Here is a 14,794-nt window from a genome sequence, read left to right on the forward strand (position 1 = left end):
CATTTCTCCTTTGTATATTTAATCATTTGTTATAGTAATAATATATTCACATAATTAAAAAATGTTACACATGGATAAACTAGAATGTTTAATTATATATGAAATAATTGAAAGAAGAGTAATTCCATTGTTTTATATGGCTAGAATATAAGTTTAAATTTTTAGCTGTTTGCTTATGTAATAAAAGATACAGAATTAAGTTGCTTTATGTTATAATACCAAAGAGAAATTAACAAACAGGGATATTAAAATAATAATATGTCAATTGTAGTGCATCTGATTTTTTATATCCTTAGGAAAAATAAGTAGGTGGAAAAATGGTAACGGAAAAAAGATTTTTACCAATAAATAAAAAAGATATGGCAGAAAGAGGCTGGGAACAATGTGATTTCATAATTGTTACAGCAGATGCATATATAGATCATCATAGTTTTGGAACTGCAATTATTTCAAGAGTTCTAGAAGCACATGGATATAAAGTTGGAATTATAGCACAACCAGATTGGAAGACTATATATGAATTTCAAAAGTTAGGGAAACCAAAGTATGCATTCTTAGTTAATGGTGGAAACATGGATTCTATGGTTAATCATTATACTGTAAGTAAAAGGTTGAGGGAAAAAGATCTTTATTCACCAGGTGGGAAGATGGGGCTTAGACCAGATAGAGCAACTATTGTTTATTGTAATAAAATAAGAGAAGCGTATAAGGATGTTGATATTGTAATAGGTGGAGTAGAAGCAAGTCTAAGAAGATTTGCACATTATGATTATTGGGAAAATAAAGTTAGAAAATCGATGCTTATTGATAGTACAGCAGATCTTTTAATTTATGGTATGGGTGAAAAACCAATAGTAGCTATTGCAGAAGGTTTGAAAAATGGTGTGGCAGCAAAGAATATTAATTATGTAAATGGGACCTGTTATGTTGCTGAGAATTTGGATGATGTTCAAGATTATGTTGAAATACCATCTTATAAGGAAGTTTGTGTAGATAGATATAAATATGCTGAAGCTAGCAGAATTGAGTATGAAGAGCAAGATTCGGTACGAGGACGTATAATAGTGCAAAAGCATGGAAATAAATATTTAATTCAGAATAAACCTGAAACACCTTTAAGCAGGGAAGAACTAGATAAAGTTTATGATCTTCCATATATGAAAAATTACCATCCAGTGTATGAAGGAAAAGGTGGAATAGCCGCAATTGAAGAAGTAAAATTTAGTACAGTAAGTTCAAGAGGATGTTTTGGAGATTGTAAATTCTGTGCAATTACGCTTCATCAAGGCAGAGTTGTGCAAAGCAGGAGTAAGGAATCTATACTGAAGGAAGTTGAAGAAATAACACAGCTTCCAGACTTTAAAGGATATATACATGATGTTGGAGGACCAACAGCAAACTTTAGAAAACCTGCATGTTCTAAACAATTAGCTTTTGGAGCATGTAAGGGAAAAGAATGTTTATCTCCAGGGGTTTGCAAAAACATGGATGTGGATCATAGCGAATATTTAGATTTACTTAGAGCGATAAGAAAAGTACCAAAAGTAAAAAAGGCATTTGTTCGTTCAGGTCTTAGATATGATTATATAATGGCAGATAAGGATGATACTTTCTTTAAGGAATTAGTAGAACATCATGTTAGCGGGAAGTTAAAAGTAGCGCCAGAACATGTTTCAAAACAAGTTCTAAAGTATATGGGTAAGCCAGCAGGAGAAACTTATGATAAATTTGTAGCTAAGTTTGAAAAGATAACTAAAAAGCTTGGTAAGAAACAATACATAATTCCATATTTAATGTCTTCTCATCCTGGAAGTACATTAGAGTGTGCTATAGAACTTGCAGAATATTTAAGAGACATTAATTATCAACCAGAGCAAGTACAAGATTTTTATCCAACGCCAGGAACATTAGCCACAACGATGTATTACACTGGACTTGATCCAATGACAATGAAAGAAGTGTATGTTCCAAAGACTAAGCACGAAAAGGCAATGCAAAGAGCATTACTACAATATAGAAATCCAAAGTATTATACATTAGTATATGACGCATTAACGGAGGCTGGTAGAACTGATTTAATTGGAAATGATCCAAAATGTCTTATAAGAGATAAAAATCATGTTTCAAAAAGTTCAACATATAGCAAATATAAGGGAAGTAAAAAAGTAGAAAATAGCAAAAGTAATTCTAATAATGGAAGTAGAGATAAAAAAGGTAAGGAGAAATTTCAAGAAATCAAGAGAAAAAATAAGACAAACGGAAAAGAAAAATCAGATTTCAGAAGTAAGACTAAGAGCAAGAAACGTTCAAGAAATTAGTAAGTTATATATGTTAAGTATGATTAGAATTGTGAAAAAATTATAATAAATGGAATTTTATAGTTTAACCTGATATAATAAAAATGGAGATAACAGAATTGTTATCTCTATTTTAACATAGAAATTATTAAATATTTAATTGTTTGAAATTAATATAGAAAACAATAAGTTTACTACAAATTGTATATGAATGTTTAATCAATTTATTAAATGAATAATAAATTGTAGTATTATTTTTTAGTAAAAAGAAAGGAAGTTTAAGATGGGGGCAATTTTAATAAAGGCATTTAGTTTTGTACTTATTATTATAATAGGATATGTTTTGAAAAAATTAAAAGTATTTGGAGCTACAGATTATAAAATTGTAACTAAAATAATTATGAATATTACACTTCCATGTGCGCTTATTACTGGATTTGCTAATTTTAAAATGGATACGTCAATGTTATTTATTGTTTTATTAGGATTTTTATGTAACATTATAATGTCATCTATTGGATATATGTTAGCACGAAAAAAAGATGGAAAAGAAAAAGCTTTTAATGTTTTAAATCTTGCGGGATACAATATAGGATGTTTTACTCTTCCATATGTACAAAGCTTTTTAGGTGCAAGCGGAGTTGGAATTACAAGTCTTTTTGATATTGGAAATTCAATTATGTGTACAGGCGGTACTTATGCTATTGCAGCTGGAATTGCAGGTGAAGGTGATAAGCAAAGCATAAGAGGATTTATTAGGAAAATTTTATCATCTGTGCCTTTTGATACATATTTAATTATGTTTATTATTACAGTAACTGGAATTAAATTGCCAGACGTTATATATAACATTACATCCAATTTAAGTGCAGGAAACGCATTTTTATCAATGCTTATGATTGGTATGGTATTTGAATGTAAGTTTCATAAGGACCAATTATTTAAGGTAGGTTCACTTTTGTGTATACGTTATTTATTTGCGGTTTTATTTGCTGTTATAATTTATTATTTTATTCCTTTTTCAATTGAGATAAAGCATATTTTAGTAATATTAGTATTTGGACCAGTTTCAGTTCTTTCACCTGTATTTACTGGACGATGTGGCAGTGATGAGGGGTTAGCAGGAGTGATTAATTCTATATGCATTCCTATAAGTATTATTATAATAACATCAATATTGTTTTTTTGGCAGATAGGGTAAGATAATAATAATAGAATTTATTATTCCTATTGAATTAAGTAATATTTGTATGACATAATAAGATTAACGTATCATACTATAAATACATAAAGAGGGTAGGGAAGATAGACAATGTTTGGAATAAAAAATTTGGGAAAAGATACAACAATTAAAAGAAGCATTACTAGAAAGTACAAGAATGCCAGAATAACAATTTTAGATGCAAAGTTTAAAAAAGTGGACAATAAAGAAGTGATACTAGATGAAGAACAAGTAAATAAAATGTTTATGGATGTAAATAAAGCTATTGAGAGCAATAGTTCAAGATACAATCCAAGTACAAAGAGAATCATTATTGCAAATGAAGAAGAAATTATTGAAAATCTTCTAAATAAAAATAATAATGAAGAGCTTAAAACAACTGTGTTTAAGGAAGAATTTATTGATATATATTCACCTAGATATACAATGGATCAAGTATATTTATGCGAAGAAGAGAAAAAACAAATTATTACAGCATTAAATATAAAAAAGCATGAAGATAAAATTTATAAGGAATGGGGGTTCAATGAAATAGATAGCCAAAATAGAGCTTTGGTATTTAATTTCTTTGGAGCACCTGGAACAGGAAAGAGTATGGCAGCAGAAGCTATTGGAAGTTATTTAGATAAAAAGATATACTCTATAAATTATGCTGAGTTAGAATCTAAGTATGTAGGACAAACACCTAAGAACATAAAAAAAGCATTTGAAAAAGCTAAGATGGATAATGCAGTTTTAGTATTTGAAGAAGCAGATTCATTTTTAGGAAAGCGACTAACTAATATTACTCAGTCAGCAGATTATGGTGTAAATATTACTAGAAGTGTAATGCTTCTAGAATTAGAAAAATTTGATGGAGTAGTTATTTTTACTACAAATTTACTTTCAAATTATGATGAAGCATTTAAGAGAAGAATTCTTGCTAGTGTAGAATTTAAATTGCCAGATGAAGAAGGAAGAAAAACTATATTTAAAACTCATATTCCAGAAAAATTACCATTAGATGATGACGTTAATATAAGCAAGTTAGCAAAAGAGTTTGATAATGTATCAGGAGCAGATATAAAAGATATAATTTTTATGGCAGCAATAACAGCTTTAGAAAGAGATTCTGAAATAGTTAGTATGGAAGATTTCAAAGTATCATATAAGGATATTAAGAATAGATATAAGGAAGCATAGAAAGATGAGAGATGGTACTTAATATATTGTTAAGACCATCTTTTTTAGAAAAATATAAGAAAATATAGATTATATTTTAAAAGTAATTTATAATAATTATTATCAAATAATAATTAGAAGAAAATAAAATTTTGTAAATATACATAGGAGGATTTTATGAAGAAATTAATTTCATGGAATGTTAATGGATTAAGAGCTTGTGTTAAAAAGGGCTTTTTAGAATATTTAAAAGAATCAGATGCAGATATTTTTTGCATTCAAGAAACTAAGCTTCAAGAAGGTCAAATAGATTTAGAATTAGATGGTTATTATGATTATTGGAATTATGCTGAAAAAAAAGGATATTCAGGTACAGCTATTTTTACTAAAGAAAAGCCTTTAAGTGTAAAAATAGGTATGGGCATAGAAGAACATGATAAAGAAGGAAGAGTAATAACTTTAGAATTTAGTGAGTTCTATATAGTAAATGTCTACACTCCAAATTCAAAACAGGGATTGGAGAGAATTGATTATAGAATGGTTTGGGAAGATGTATTTAGAGAATATTTAAAAGGTCTAGAAAATATGAAACCAGTTATAGTATGCGGTGATTTAAATGTTGCACATAACGAAATAGATCTTAAAAATCCGAAAAGTAATAGGCAAAATGCTGGATTTAGTGATCAAGAAAGAAGTAAAATAGGAGAGCTTTTAGATTCAGGATTTATAGATACATATAGATATTTTTATCCAGAAAAAGAAGGCGAATATTCTTGGTGGTCATATAGATTCAATGCAAGAGCTAATAATGCTGGATGGAGAATTGACTATTTCTTAATTTCAGAAAGCTTAAAAAATAAGTTAAATGATGCTAAAATTCATGCAGAAGTAATGGGATCAGATCATTGTCCAGTAGAATTAACAATTAATATATAATAAGTAATTTAAAATCACAAAGAAGGATACTATTTGGTGTAATATTGCTTCACTTTATGATGCAACATGACATAAATAATATCCTTCTTAAGTTAATTATTCAATAATCTTAAATTAGCATTAGTTATAGAAAAAATACTTACTACATATTTGGCATATTTGACATATTAGATACAAGCGATGGATTTACCATACCAAATATCATTGCAATATGTGCAACAACTAAAAATCCTCCCAGAAGAAGAAAATGAATTTTCATTTTTTCATCAAAAGTTTTATTTTTAAATATTATTCCTAGCTCCATCAATGCAATAGGAAGTAGGAAGATAAATCCTGATAGATAGAAACCTACAGCTAATATATCTATAATGCCATGCCATCCACCAGATTGAGTTAATGGAATAACAGCTGTAGAGAATAGATAAATGAAAATTCCTGTAAAATATAGTCCGTCAAATATTCCTATAACTTTATTAAAACTTCTTAAACCTCCATTTTTTGATTTGTTAAATATAATAAAGAATTCTGAGATTGTAAGAGCCTCTGCGCAAATTACTGGTATTGCCATGAAAATTATTAAATTCCAAGGCTGATTATCTGCAAGCAAAGACATGTAATGAGTCATGTTCATAATTAGTACCTCCTTGATTTATGTGATGTTTAAAAAATAATAAATTATAATAATGATTTATTACTCTCTTTAATATCATAATTTATTTTACAAAATTCTTATGAAGATTTTATGAAGATGATTTTTATTTCATGTATTATTAATTTTAAGAAGATTTATTTTTAGGCACATGAAAATAAATAACGAGTTCAAAGTTGCCATGAATATTTTTCATCAGGCAAGGAGGAAAATTGACCTCATAGTGAGCTATTAGGTCAATTTTCCGAAGAAAGATGATGGAAAATAGGCAGGCAAATACACTTGTTATTTATTTGATTGTGCCTTAGTTGTATTGACAAAATTTCAAACTAATATAAAATTAAAGCAGAGTAAAAAAATTTGATTTTAAAATATGTTGCAATGGTAATTATTGAAATAATGGTTATGATTTCTAACATAAATATTATTTTGCAACATATAAATAATGTATTTAGAGAATTATGGAAGATGAGGATGGTAAATGAAAAAGGCACTTTTAGTCATTGATGCTCAAGAAGACTTTATTGGGGAGCAGCGGAATAAGAAAAGATTCAATTATGAAGAAGTAGATGAACTTGTGAGAAATATGAATAATAAGATTAGAATTTATGAAAAAAATAAAGATGAAGTAATTTATATAGCACATGTTTTGACTAGTAGCTTCTTTAATAAGAAAATTTTCGGATATGGAATAGCAGGAAGTTTTGGAGCCAAAATTGATAAAAGAATAAAAATTGTATCAGAAAATTATTTTGAAAAACAATTTGCTAATGCTTTCAAAAATAATAATTTAATAAAATTTATCAAAGATAATAAAATAGATGAAGTTGAGCTTATTGGTGTTGATGGAACTGGATGTATTGCTGGAACAGCTAAAGGAGCAGTACATATTGGACTTAAAGTTACTATTTCTAATGATGCTGTAGGAACAAGAAATATAGAGAAACTTCTTAAAATAAGCACAAAATTGAAAAGCTTTGGCGTAGCATATATATAGTTGTAAAACTATCTCAAAATTTGTTAAATGATTTTGAGGTAGTTTTTTTATTTAGGTACGTCTTATATTTTATTTATATATTTTTATATAAAAGCATCATATTTTGAATGAACATTTATAATCAATATGAATATTATAGAATATGAAGCAAAGAGGGATTTAATAGGAGGATAATATAAAAATGAATGGTTATCAATTAATAATGAAGATTCAGCAAAAAATGCAACAGGATCAGAATTTTGCAAATAAATTTAATCAAGCGGTAGCCAATTTGAATAGAATACCTGGTCTTCAACAACAGGTTCTAAAAATAGCACAAATTAATAATGAAGCAGAAAGACAACATGCTCTTGACAGATTGCCACAAGAAGCTAAGCACTCTGTTGAAGAATTATTAAAACTTTTAAATAGTTAGTTAAATATTTATAAAATATCGAATGAATTATTACACACTAATTATTAATTTCATACTTTTTGAATAGCAGTTACATTATAATTATAATCAAAAAAGTAATCAATAAGTATGCATGTTTATTTAATATAATGTTTAATAAATATGTTTAGTTCATAGCTAATATAAAAAATATAAATTTTTTAATTAGTGTAAAAGTATAGGGAAAATTTTAGTCTGTTATTTTATTCCATATGACTTAAAACCTCATCTTATAAATAAATTTATTTATAAGATGAGGTTTAAATCTAGGATGTTCAAACAATTTATTTTTTAGCATGAGTTAGTTAGGTTTATCTAAAAACCTCTTTTTTTTGCCTCAACTCCACTTTCGTTGATTCCAGGCTTTTCTATAGTTGTATTAAAACTGCTCTTGCCATACTGGTCTTGTGTTTTATTACCGTTCCTTAGGTAATTACTTTTTGAATAATCTTTTTTGTTATTGTTTTGCATAGTATCATCTCCTTATTTATTTTGTACATATATAGTATGTCTAATATTAATATAAATTACTAATGTTAATATTAAAAAAATAAGATTTCTATATTTTTATTTTAATTTATTAATACATGTAATTAAGTCATATAAAAAAATAACAAGTTCATCTGCTAGCATATTTTCATGTTAGATTGGACTTGCTATTTTCTTTCATTTGACTAAGAAATTATAGTTATAAAACATGAATAAAGAATTATTTAAAATTAATTGTGATAATATATAATAAAGATGATATTATACCAAAGAAAGGGTGAATAATTATGATTGATCTAATTTTATTAGGATGCGGTGGCGGAATGCCTATGCCAAATAGATTTTTATCATCTCTTTTAATTAGTTATAGAGGAAGAAAAATACTTATAGATTGTGGAGAAGGAACTCAAGTATCTATGCGAATGTGTAATGCAGGATTTAAAAGCATAGATGTTATATGTATTACACATATTCATGGAGATCATATAGTTGGCCTTCCAGGATTACTTGGAACTATAGGAAACAGTGGAAGAAAAGAGCCAATTACAATCATTGGACCGAAAGGAATAACAGAAGCTGTAAATGGACTTAGAGTCATTGCAAGTTGGTTACCTTATGAAATTAATGTAATAGAGAATCCAAGAGATATTATTTATGTAGATAACAATTACATAAATAAAGATATAGAGATATCAACATTAGAGCTTGATCATTCAGCTCCTTGTATTGGATATAGCTTTTATTTGAAAAGAAAACCAAAATTTGATCCTAAAAAAGCTGCTATGAATAATGTTCCTAAAACTATTTGGAGTAAGCTTCAAAAAAGTCAAGAGAGCATATATTTTGAAGGTATAGAATATAACCCTGAAATGGTTATGGGCGAAAATAGAAAAGGAATAAAAATTAGTATGACTACTGATACAAGACCAATCGAAGATATTGTGGAATTTGTGAAAAAAAGTGATTATTTTATTTGTGAAGGAACATATGGAGATGATAGTGATATAGAAAAAGCAATTAAAAATAAGCATATGACATTTAGAGAAGCAGCCACTTTATCTAAAAATGCTGATGTAAAAAAACTTTTATTAACGCATTTTAGTACTGCGATTGCAGAGCCTGATATTTATATTAATAATGCAAAAGAAATTTTTGAAGATACAATAATTGGATATGATAGATATAATATTACTCTAAATTTTGAAGATGATAAAAATAATGAAAATTAAATTTATAAGTGAAAATGTTAATTTAATTGAATAAATAAGAAAATGATAAACATAATATATATTTTACCAATAACATTAAGAAAATTTTTATGAAATATGTTATAATAAGTTCATGTAAAAGTTGTCATTTTATTTAAATAAAGCAGGTGATGAAGTAGAATTTCACACATGGAATAGGTTGGACAAGATATAGATACTTTATTACTTAAACAAAAGTTCTTAATAAAGATTAATAAAAAGGAAGAAGAGATTGAATTAGGCAAACATATAAATAGCATAAAAAATAACATGGGTAAAAATTACATTATGGAAAAGAAAGAATTGAAAGAGAGTAGGGACAAGAATGGAAATATCAACAATATTACCAATTCTATTTATAGTAGCAATGGATGTGATACTTTTTGTTATAGATAGAAGAAATAAAATTATTTTTAGGGGAAGAAATAAATATGGAATTATAGTGCCAGTAATGGTAGCAGTATTTATAGTTGTAACAATAGCATCTAAAAGTTTTGTTCTTAATGCTTATAACATTATATTATTAATTGCAATATTGCCAATTGCAGTTCTTGGAAATAAAAGTGGCTTAACAGAAAAAGGAATATTATTAAATTCATATGTAGCAATTTGGCAAAAGATAGAAAGCTATTCTCTGGATGAAGAGGCTAGTAGATATGTTCTTTTATATAAAACGAATGCAGGAGTAAGAAGAATATATTTTAAAAAAGAAAATATAGAAGAAGTTAGAAAATATTTATCACGTGCAATAAATTATAAGCACTACAGAAGATAAAACACATTAAAAAAATAATATATCAATCTCGCAGAATATTTGAAATTGCTATTTTCTTTCATGTGCCTAAGTGAAAATAAGGTTAACATTTAGTATTGGATGTTAACCTTATTTTTTATTTTATTCACATAAATATGTAAATGAACATAATATGTAATATATTAAATTACTAAGGAGGAACTTTCAATGTCAGATAGTTGCAGCAGTTCTGATTCTTCTTTTGAAGAAAGTGACAAATATAATCAAAATTGTAATAGAATAATAAATCATAATCATGAATTTTTATCAAGCACAGATTATGCAAGAGATGATAATGGGGATGTTCATAATCATAGAATTGCAGGTGTAACAAGTCCACCAATTAGATATCGTGAATCTCATATTCATATAGTAGAGGTTCTCACTGATACTTTTGATGATCATTTTCATGTTATCCGTTATACTACAGGTAGGGCGATTAATCTTCCAGGTGGAAAGCATATCCATTTAGTAAGAGGTGTAACAAGCCGTAATGATGGACATCAGCATAATTTTTATTTTACAACATTAATTGAAAATCCTTCTAGCGTACCAGAAGGCAGAAGATGTTAGGCACATGAAAATAAATAACAAGTCCAATTTGTTGTGAATCGCTTACTTAGTGAGCGTATGTGCAATGTCGTCAACTTAGTAAAATAGTAATGAAAAAATTACTACAAATTTCGAATAGCGTATGCTATATTTCTTAAAAAATGGTATAATTAATAAACCTACTGGCAAAAGTAGGATTTTGGAAATATTTAGTTTTTACAAACTTATATGCAAGATTTCCTTTGAGAATGATGCTTTTTCCATGGGTGCTTGTTTTTTCGCTCACAATTACGGTTTGGACGTATTTGTGAGCGTATTTTTTTAGCTTTTTCTAATATATGTTCTAATATTCTTTTTCCTGAAATAGGCTTTACCATCATAACTATTATCTTCTTCAAAACGTCACATAATATAAAATTTCTATTTGCTTGATATTCTGATTTTAAATTTTTATCTTTATTTTTATTTGCTATTGCAGCGTCGGCATCTTTCTTTATAAGTGCTGCAACCATAGATATATAAATAGATGCATAAAAATCTTGTTCAATTGCAATTGGCTTAGTTCCAGAAAATTCTTCTATTTCAATACTACTTTTAAGTTCTTTATATTTGCATTCAACTCCCCATCTAAGAAAATACAATTCTTTAAATTGATTAGGAGTAATAATTTCATCAAATATATTAGTTACTAATATTTCTGTGGTGTCAGCAGAAAGTTTTATTTTTATAACTCTTACTTTTTTCAATTCTCCTTTTGATTTATATTCAAAAATACAATCTTCAGAAGAAATAGATTGTATTATCTTAAATGAAGATGATATTCTCATTAAGAAAAATAAATTTCTATCGTTTAAATAATCAAACATATCATAAGAAGGATAGCCCCTATCAAAAATTACAATGCTATTATTGAGTAATTTTTCATTATTAAGTGTATTTATATGTTGTTTGGCCATTTCTCTTTCACTAGTTCTAAATTTAGTTACAGACGCATCAATTATTATATCATTTAATACATCATATAAGGCTGACGCCGACGCAATAGCAGTTTGTACTTTATTTTGATTTTTACTTAATCCAAAATATTCACCACATTCAATTGTATCAGGAACTTGCAAAGAGGTTCCATCGACAGCAAGAACATTAAATCCATTCCACTTTTTTAAATTGTTTGTTGAGCTATAAAAAGAATCAACAAATAATCTGCATAATTCTTTAAATGCTTCAGGGGAAATATTTTGTCTTGCTTTAGAAAATGCTTGTTTTGATATACAAGGAAAATCTAAATATGTATGCTCTTCAATGAAATTACTTATTTCTGTAGCCATAGATTTTCGTAATGCGGAGCAAATAAAATGTACTGCATTAGAAAAAGATAATTTTCTTTTTCTTGAAAATGAATTACCTAAGCTATACGCTTCTTTAAACTCATTGGAAATAATTAATTTATTTGTTTTCTTTAAAATTTGGGATAATAATTTAATATTTTTCATAAAATCAAACCTCGCTATAAATTTAATATCTATAATGAGGCTTCATTTTTTCTAATTATTGTCAAGTGTTTTTTTATTAATTTTATATATTTCTTTAAGTTGACGACATTGAGCGTATGTGAGTCGAGCTTCCTCTGATGAAAAATAGGCCAGCAAATGGAATTGTTGTTTTTTGAATGTACTTTAAAGTTTATATAGAATAATCGCATCTTATTTTAATATGAGGTGCGGTTAAATATATGATAATATACATTTGTATTTTATATTAGATTAGTTTAAATTTATAATATAATAATTAAGTTAGCAAAAGGATGATTTTATGAAGAAAACAATAGGTGTACTAGCTCATGTTGATGCGGGTAAAACTACATTTTCAGAACAGGTACTTTATCATACAAATAGTATAAGGAGCAGAGGAAGGGTAGATCATAAGGATGCTTTTCTAGACAGTCATAGCATTGAGAGAAAAAGAGGCATTACAGTGTTCTCTGATCAGGCTGTTTTTAAATTTAGTGATTCTACATATTATTTAATCGATACACCTGGCCATGTAGATTTTTCTACTGAAATGGAAAGGTCCATTGGAATTATGGATTATGCAATAATAATTATAAGTGCTGTAGAAGGAGTACAAGGGCATACGAAGACTGTATGGAGATTACTTGAAAAATATAAAATTCCAACATTCTTTTTTATAAATAAATTAGATAGAGTTGGAGCAGATAAGGATAAAGTAATTGAGGAAATAAAAAAGAATTTAACTAAGGATATATGTTATATTGATAAAAGTTCTATAAAGTTTAAAGCTGATAAAGAATTTAATTATGAGAGTAAAGTTAATAATAGTAATACTCAAAATGTACAAAATAATTATTTAGATTTAAATGATGAAATCATTGAATTTATAAGCGAATATGATGAAGTACTTTTAGAAAAATATTTGGATGGAGAATATGATGAAAAGCTATGGAAAAATGTATTTAGAAATTTGATAAAGGAAAATAAGGTTTTTCCATGCTTTGCAGGATCTGCACTTCAAGATGAAGGAATATTAGAATTTATATATGGATTAGATGAATTAACATTTACAAATTATGAGGATTTAAACATAGCGGATTGTAATGATAATAGTAGTTTAATGCCTATGTTTAGAGATAATATTTTAAATACTACTAATAAATTTGCTGGATATGTTTATAAGGTTCGTCATGAAGCAACTGGAAATAGAATAACATTTATAAAGTGCTTAAAAGGAGAATTAAAGGTTAGGGATGAAATTATCCATGGAGGTGAAATAAAAGCTAATAATTATTCAAATGAAATGGAGAAAAGTGATAACAGCAAATTACAATTAAGTTTTGAATATGGGAATGAAATTAAGGAAAAAGTGAGTAGTATAAGAATTTATAATGGAAATAAATTTAAAGCAGTTGATAATGTAAAAGCAGGGGATGTGTTTGGAGTTACAGGATTAACAAATGTTTTACCTGGTGAAGGAATTGGAGAGCTAAGATTAAAAACAAATTATGAAATGGTTCCTACGTTAATGTCTAAAGTTATTTTTGATGCTTTCTATAATATAAAAGAAGTTTTAGGATATTTTAAACTTTTAGAAGCAGAAGATCCAGCATTAAATGTAATATGGAGTGAAGCTATTCAAGAAATGCATGTACATATAATGGGGAAAATTCAATTGGAGGTTCTTAAAGAAATTGTTGAAGAGAGATTCAATTTAAGCGTTGAGTTTGGGCCTTGTGAAATTCTCTATAAAGAGAGCATTTTAGAAACAGCTATAGGAAGTGGTCATTTTGAGCCATTAAGACATTATGCAGAAGTGCATTTAAAGATTGAGCCTTTACCAAGAAATAGTGGAATTATTTTTGATAATAAATGTCATTCGGATCATTTGACTATTGGAAATCAAAATTTAATTAAAACACATATTTTTGAAAGAGAACATCATGGAATTTTAACAGGATCTCCATTAACTGATATAAAAATAACTCTTTTAACAGGCCGTGCTCATTTAAAGCATACTTCTGGTGGAGATTTTAGAGAAGCAACATTTAGAGCGTTAAGACAAGGTTTAGAAAAGGTGGAAAATATACTTTTAGAACCTTATTATAAGTTTACAATAGAAGTCGAACAAGATTTTATTGGAAGAGTATTAAGTGATATTCAAAAAATGGATGGAACTTTTGATGCACCAGAAATTGCAAAAGATAAAATGATAGTAAATGGCCGTGGACCAGTTGCAAGATTTATGGATTATCCTATGGAAGTTATTGCTTTTACTAAAGGTAAAGGACATATAAATTTAATTTATGATGGTTATGATAATTGTCATAATAGTGAAGAAGTAATTCAAAAAAGAGATTATAATAAAAATGCGGATATTGAATATACGTCAAGTTCAATTTTTTGTTCACATGGTCAAGGTTATATAGTAGAGTGGGATGAGGCAGACAAATCAATGCATTGTGAATTAGAATAATTAAAAATATCGTTATGTTAATAAATTATAA

13 protein-coding genes are annotated in these 14,794 nt (G+C 27.3%); 10 read left to right on the forward strand and 3 right to left on the reverse strand.

The features are described 5' to 3' along the window. Positions 1-317 precede the first annotated feature (317 nt). From CLSA_RS07520 to CLSA_RS07535, 4 genes are all read left to right on the forward strand, one after another. On the forward strand, positions 318-2,318 hold the full coding sequence (locus CLSA_RS07520; RefSeq protein ID WP_022744854.1) for a YgiQ family radical SAM protein: 2,001 nt from the start codon (positions 318-320) through the stop codon (positions 2,316-2,318). A gap of 262 nt (positions 2,319-2,580) precedes the next feature. After that, entirely contained in the window at positions 2,581-3,498 is a 918-nt protein-coding gene (locus tag CLSA_RS07525; protein WP_022744857.1) for an AEC family transporter, read from the forward strand. A gap of 111 nt (positions 3,499-3,609) precedes the next feature. After that, positions 3,610-4,701: an ATP-binding protein gene (locus tag CLSA_RS07530; RefSeq protein ID WP_022744861.1), complete on the forward strand. Its 1,092-nt coding sequence runs from the start codon at positions 3,610-3,612 to the stop codon at positions 4,699-4,701. Between the two features lie 156 nt (positions 4,702-4,857). Continuing rightward, positions 4,858-5,616 (forward strand): exodeoxyribonuclease III, encoded by a 759-nt coding sequence (locus CLSA_RS07535; protein ID WP_022744864.1) that lies wholly within the window; start codon positions 4,858-4,860, stop codon positions 5,614-5,616. A 142-nt stretch (positions 5,617-5,758) separates the two neighbouring features. Here the strand turns inward: CLSA_RS07535 and CLSA_RS07540 are convergent, their stop codons facing one another. After that, complete coding sequence (locus CLSA_RS07540) at positions 5,759-6,247, reverse strand: DUF6803 family protein (RefSeq protein ID WP_022744867.1); 489 nt, start codon at positions 6,245-6,247, stop codon at positions 5,759-5,761. 499 nt (positions 6,248-6,746) lie between these two features. Between CLSA_RS07540 and CLSA_RS07545 the strand changes: the two genes are divergently transcribed. Further along, the gene (locus tag CLSA_RS07545; RefSeq protein ID WP_022744871.1) at positions 6,747-7,262 is read left to right on the forward strand and encodes a cysteine hydrolase family protein; all 516 of its coding nucleotides are present in this window, start codon (positions 6,747-6,749) and stop codon (positions 7,260-7,262) included. A gap of 181 nt (positions 7,263-7,443) precedes the next feature. Continuing rightward, on the forward strand, positions 7,444-7,677 hold the full coding sequence (locus tag CLSA_RS07550) for a hypothetical protein (RefSeq protein WP_022744874.1): 234 nt from the start codon (positions 7,444-7,446) through the stop codon (positions 7,675-7,677). Between the two features lie 333 nt (positions 7,678-8,010). Here CLSA_RS07550 and CLSA_RS23405 read toward each other — a convergent pair whose 3' ends face one another. Continuing rightward, entirely contained in the window at positions 8,011-8,166 is a 156-nt protein-coding gene (locus CLSA_RS23405; RefSeq protein ID WP_022744877.1) for a hypothetical protein, read from the reverse strand. 305 nt (positions 8,167-8,471) lie between these two features. On the opposite strand from CLSA_RS23405, the gene CLSA_RS07555 reads away from it, so the two are divergent. From CLSA_RS07555 to CLSA_RS07565, 3 genes are all read left to right on the forward strand, one after another. Then, positions 8,472-9,413 (forward strand): ribonuclease Z, encoded by a 942-nt coding sequence (locus tag CLSA_RS07555; protein ID WP_022744879.1) that lies wholly within the window; start codon positions 8,472-8,474, stop codon positions 9,411-9,413. 343 nt (positions 9,414-9,756) lie between these two features. Next, the gene (locus CLSA_RS07560) at positions 9,757-10,206 is read left to right on the forward strand and encodes a DUF5673 domain-containing protein (protein WP_022744881.1); all 450 of its coding nucleotides are present in this window, start codon (positions 9,757-9,759) and stop codon (positions 10,204-10,206) included. 186 nt (positions 10,207-10,392) lie between these two features. Beyond that, positions 10,393-10,797 carry a YmaF family protein gene (locus CLSA_RS07565; RefSeq protein ID WP_022744884.1) on the forward strand — a complete coding sequence of 135 codons (405 nt, stop codon included), beginning with the start codon at positions 10,393-10,395 and terminating at the stop codon, positions 10,795-10,797. A 203-nt stretch (positions 10,798-11,000) separates the two neighbouring features. On the opposite strand, the gene CLSA_RS07570 is transcribed toward CLSA_RS07565, so the two are convergent. Continuing rightward, entirely contained in the window at positions 11,001-12,269 is a 1,269-nt protein-coding gene (locus CLSA_RS07570; protein ID WP_022744888.1) for an IS4 family transposase, read from the reverse strand. Between the two features lie 319 nt (positions 12,270-12,588). Between CLSA_RS07570 and CLSA_RS07575 the strand changes: the two genes are divergently transcribed. Then, positions 12,589-14,763 (forward strand): elongation factor G, encoded by a 2,175-nt coding sequence (locus CLSA_RS07575; RefSeq protein WP_022744890.1) that lies wholly within the window; start codon positions 12,589-12,591, stop codon positions 14,761-14,763. The last annotated feature ends 31 nt before the right edge of the window (positions 14,764-14,794 follow it).

Source organism: Clostridium saccharobutylicum DSM 13864 (assembly GCF_000473995.1).
Taxonomy (GTDB): Bacteria; Bacillota; Clostridia; order Clostridiales; family Clostridiaceae; genus Clostridium; species Clostridium saccharobutylicum.

Excerpts from the sequence above, each read along its gene's own strand:
- CLSA_RS07565 (WP_022744884.1), top strand. The coding sequence starts at position 10,393 with ATGTCAGATAGTTGCAGCAGTTCTGATTCTTCTTTTGAAGAAAGTGAC.
- CLSA_RS07535 (WP_022744864.1), top strand. The coding sequence starts at position 4,858 with ATGAAGAAATTAATTTCATGGAATGTTAATGGATTAAGAGCTTGTGTT.
- CLSA_RS07545 (WP_022744871.1), top strand. The coding sequence starts at position 6,747 with ATGAAAAAGGCACTTTTAGTCATTGATGCTCAAGAAGACTTTATTGGG.
- CLSA_RS07560 (WP_022744881.1), top strand. The coding sequence starts at position 9,757 with ATGGAAATATCAACAATATTACCAATTCTATTTATAGTAGCAATGGAT.
- CLSA_RS07525 (WP_022744857.1), top strand. The coding sequence starts at position 2,581 with ATGGGGGCAATTTTAATAAAGGCATTTAGTTTTGTACTTATTATTATA.
- CLSA_RS07570 (WP_022744888.1), bottom strand. The coding sequence starts at position 12,269 with ATGAAAAATATTAAATTATTATCCCAAATTTTAAAGAAAACAAATAAA.
- CLSA_RS23405 (WP_022744877.1), bottom strand. The coding sequence starts at position 8,166 with ATGCAAAACAATAACAAAAAAGATTATTCAAAAAGTAATTACCTAAGG.
- CLSA_RS07550 (WP_022744874.1), top strand. The coding sequence starts at position 7,444 with ATGAATGGTTATCAATTAATAATGAAGATTCAGCAAAAAATGCAACAG.
- CLSA_RS07530 (WP_022744861.1), top strand. The coding sequence starts at position 3,610 with ATGTTTGGAATAAAAAATTTGGGAAAAGATACAACAATTAAAAGAAGC.
- CLSA_RS07520 (WP_022744854.1), top strand. The coding sequence starts at position 318 with ATGGTAACGGAAAAAAGATTTTTACCAATAAATAAAAAAGATATGGCA.
- CLSA_RS07575 (WP_022744890.1), top strand. The coding sequence starts at position 12,589 with ATGAAGAAAACAATAGGTGTACTAGCTCATGTTGATGCGGGTAAAACT.
- CLSA_RS07540 (WP_022744867.1), bottom strand. The coding sequence starts at position 6,247 with ATGAACATGACTCATTACATGTCTTTGCTTGCAGATAATCAGCCTTGG.
- CLSA_RS07555 (WP_022744879.1), top strand. The coding sequence starts at position 8,472 with ATGATTGATCTAATTTTATTAGGATGCGGTGGCGGAATGCCTATGCCA.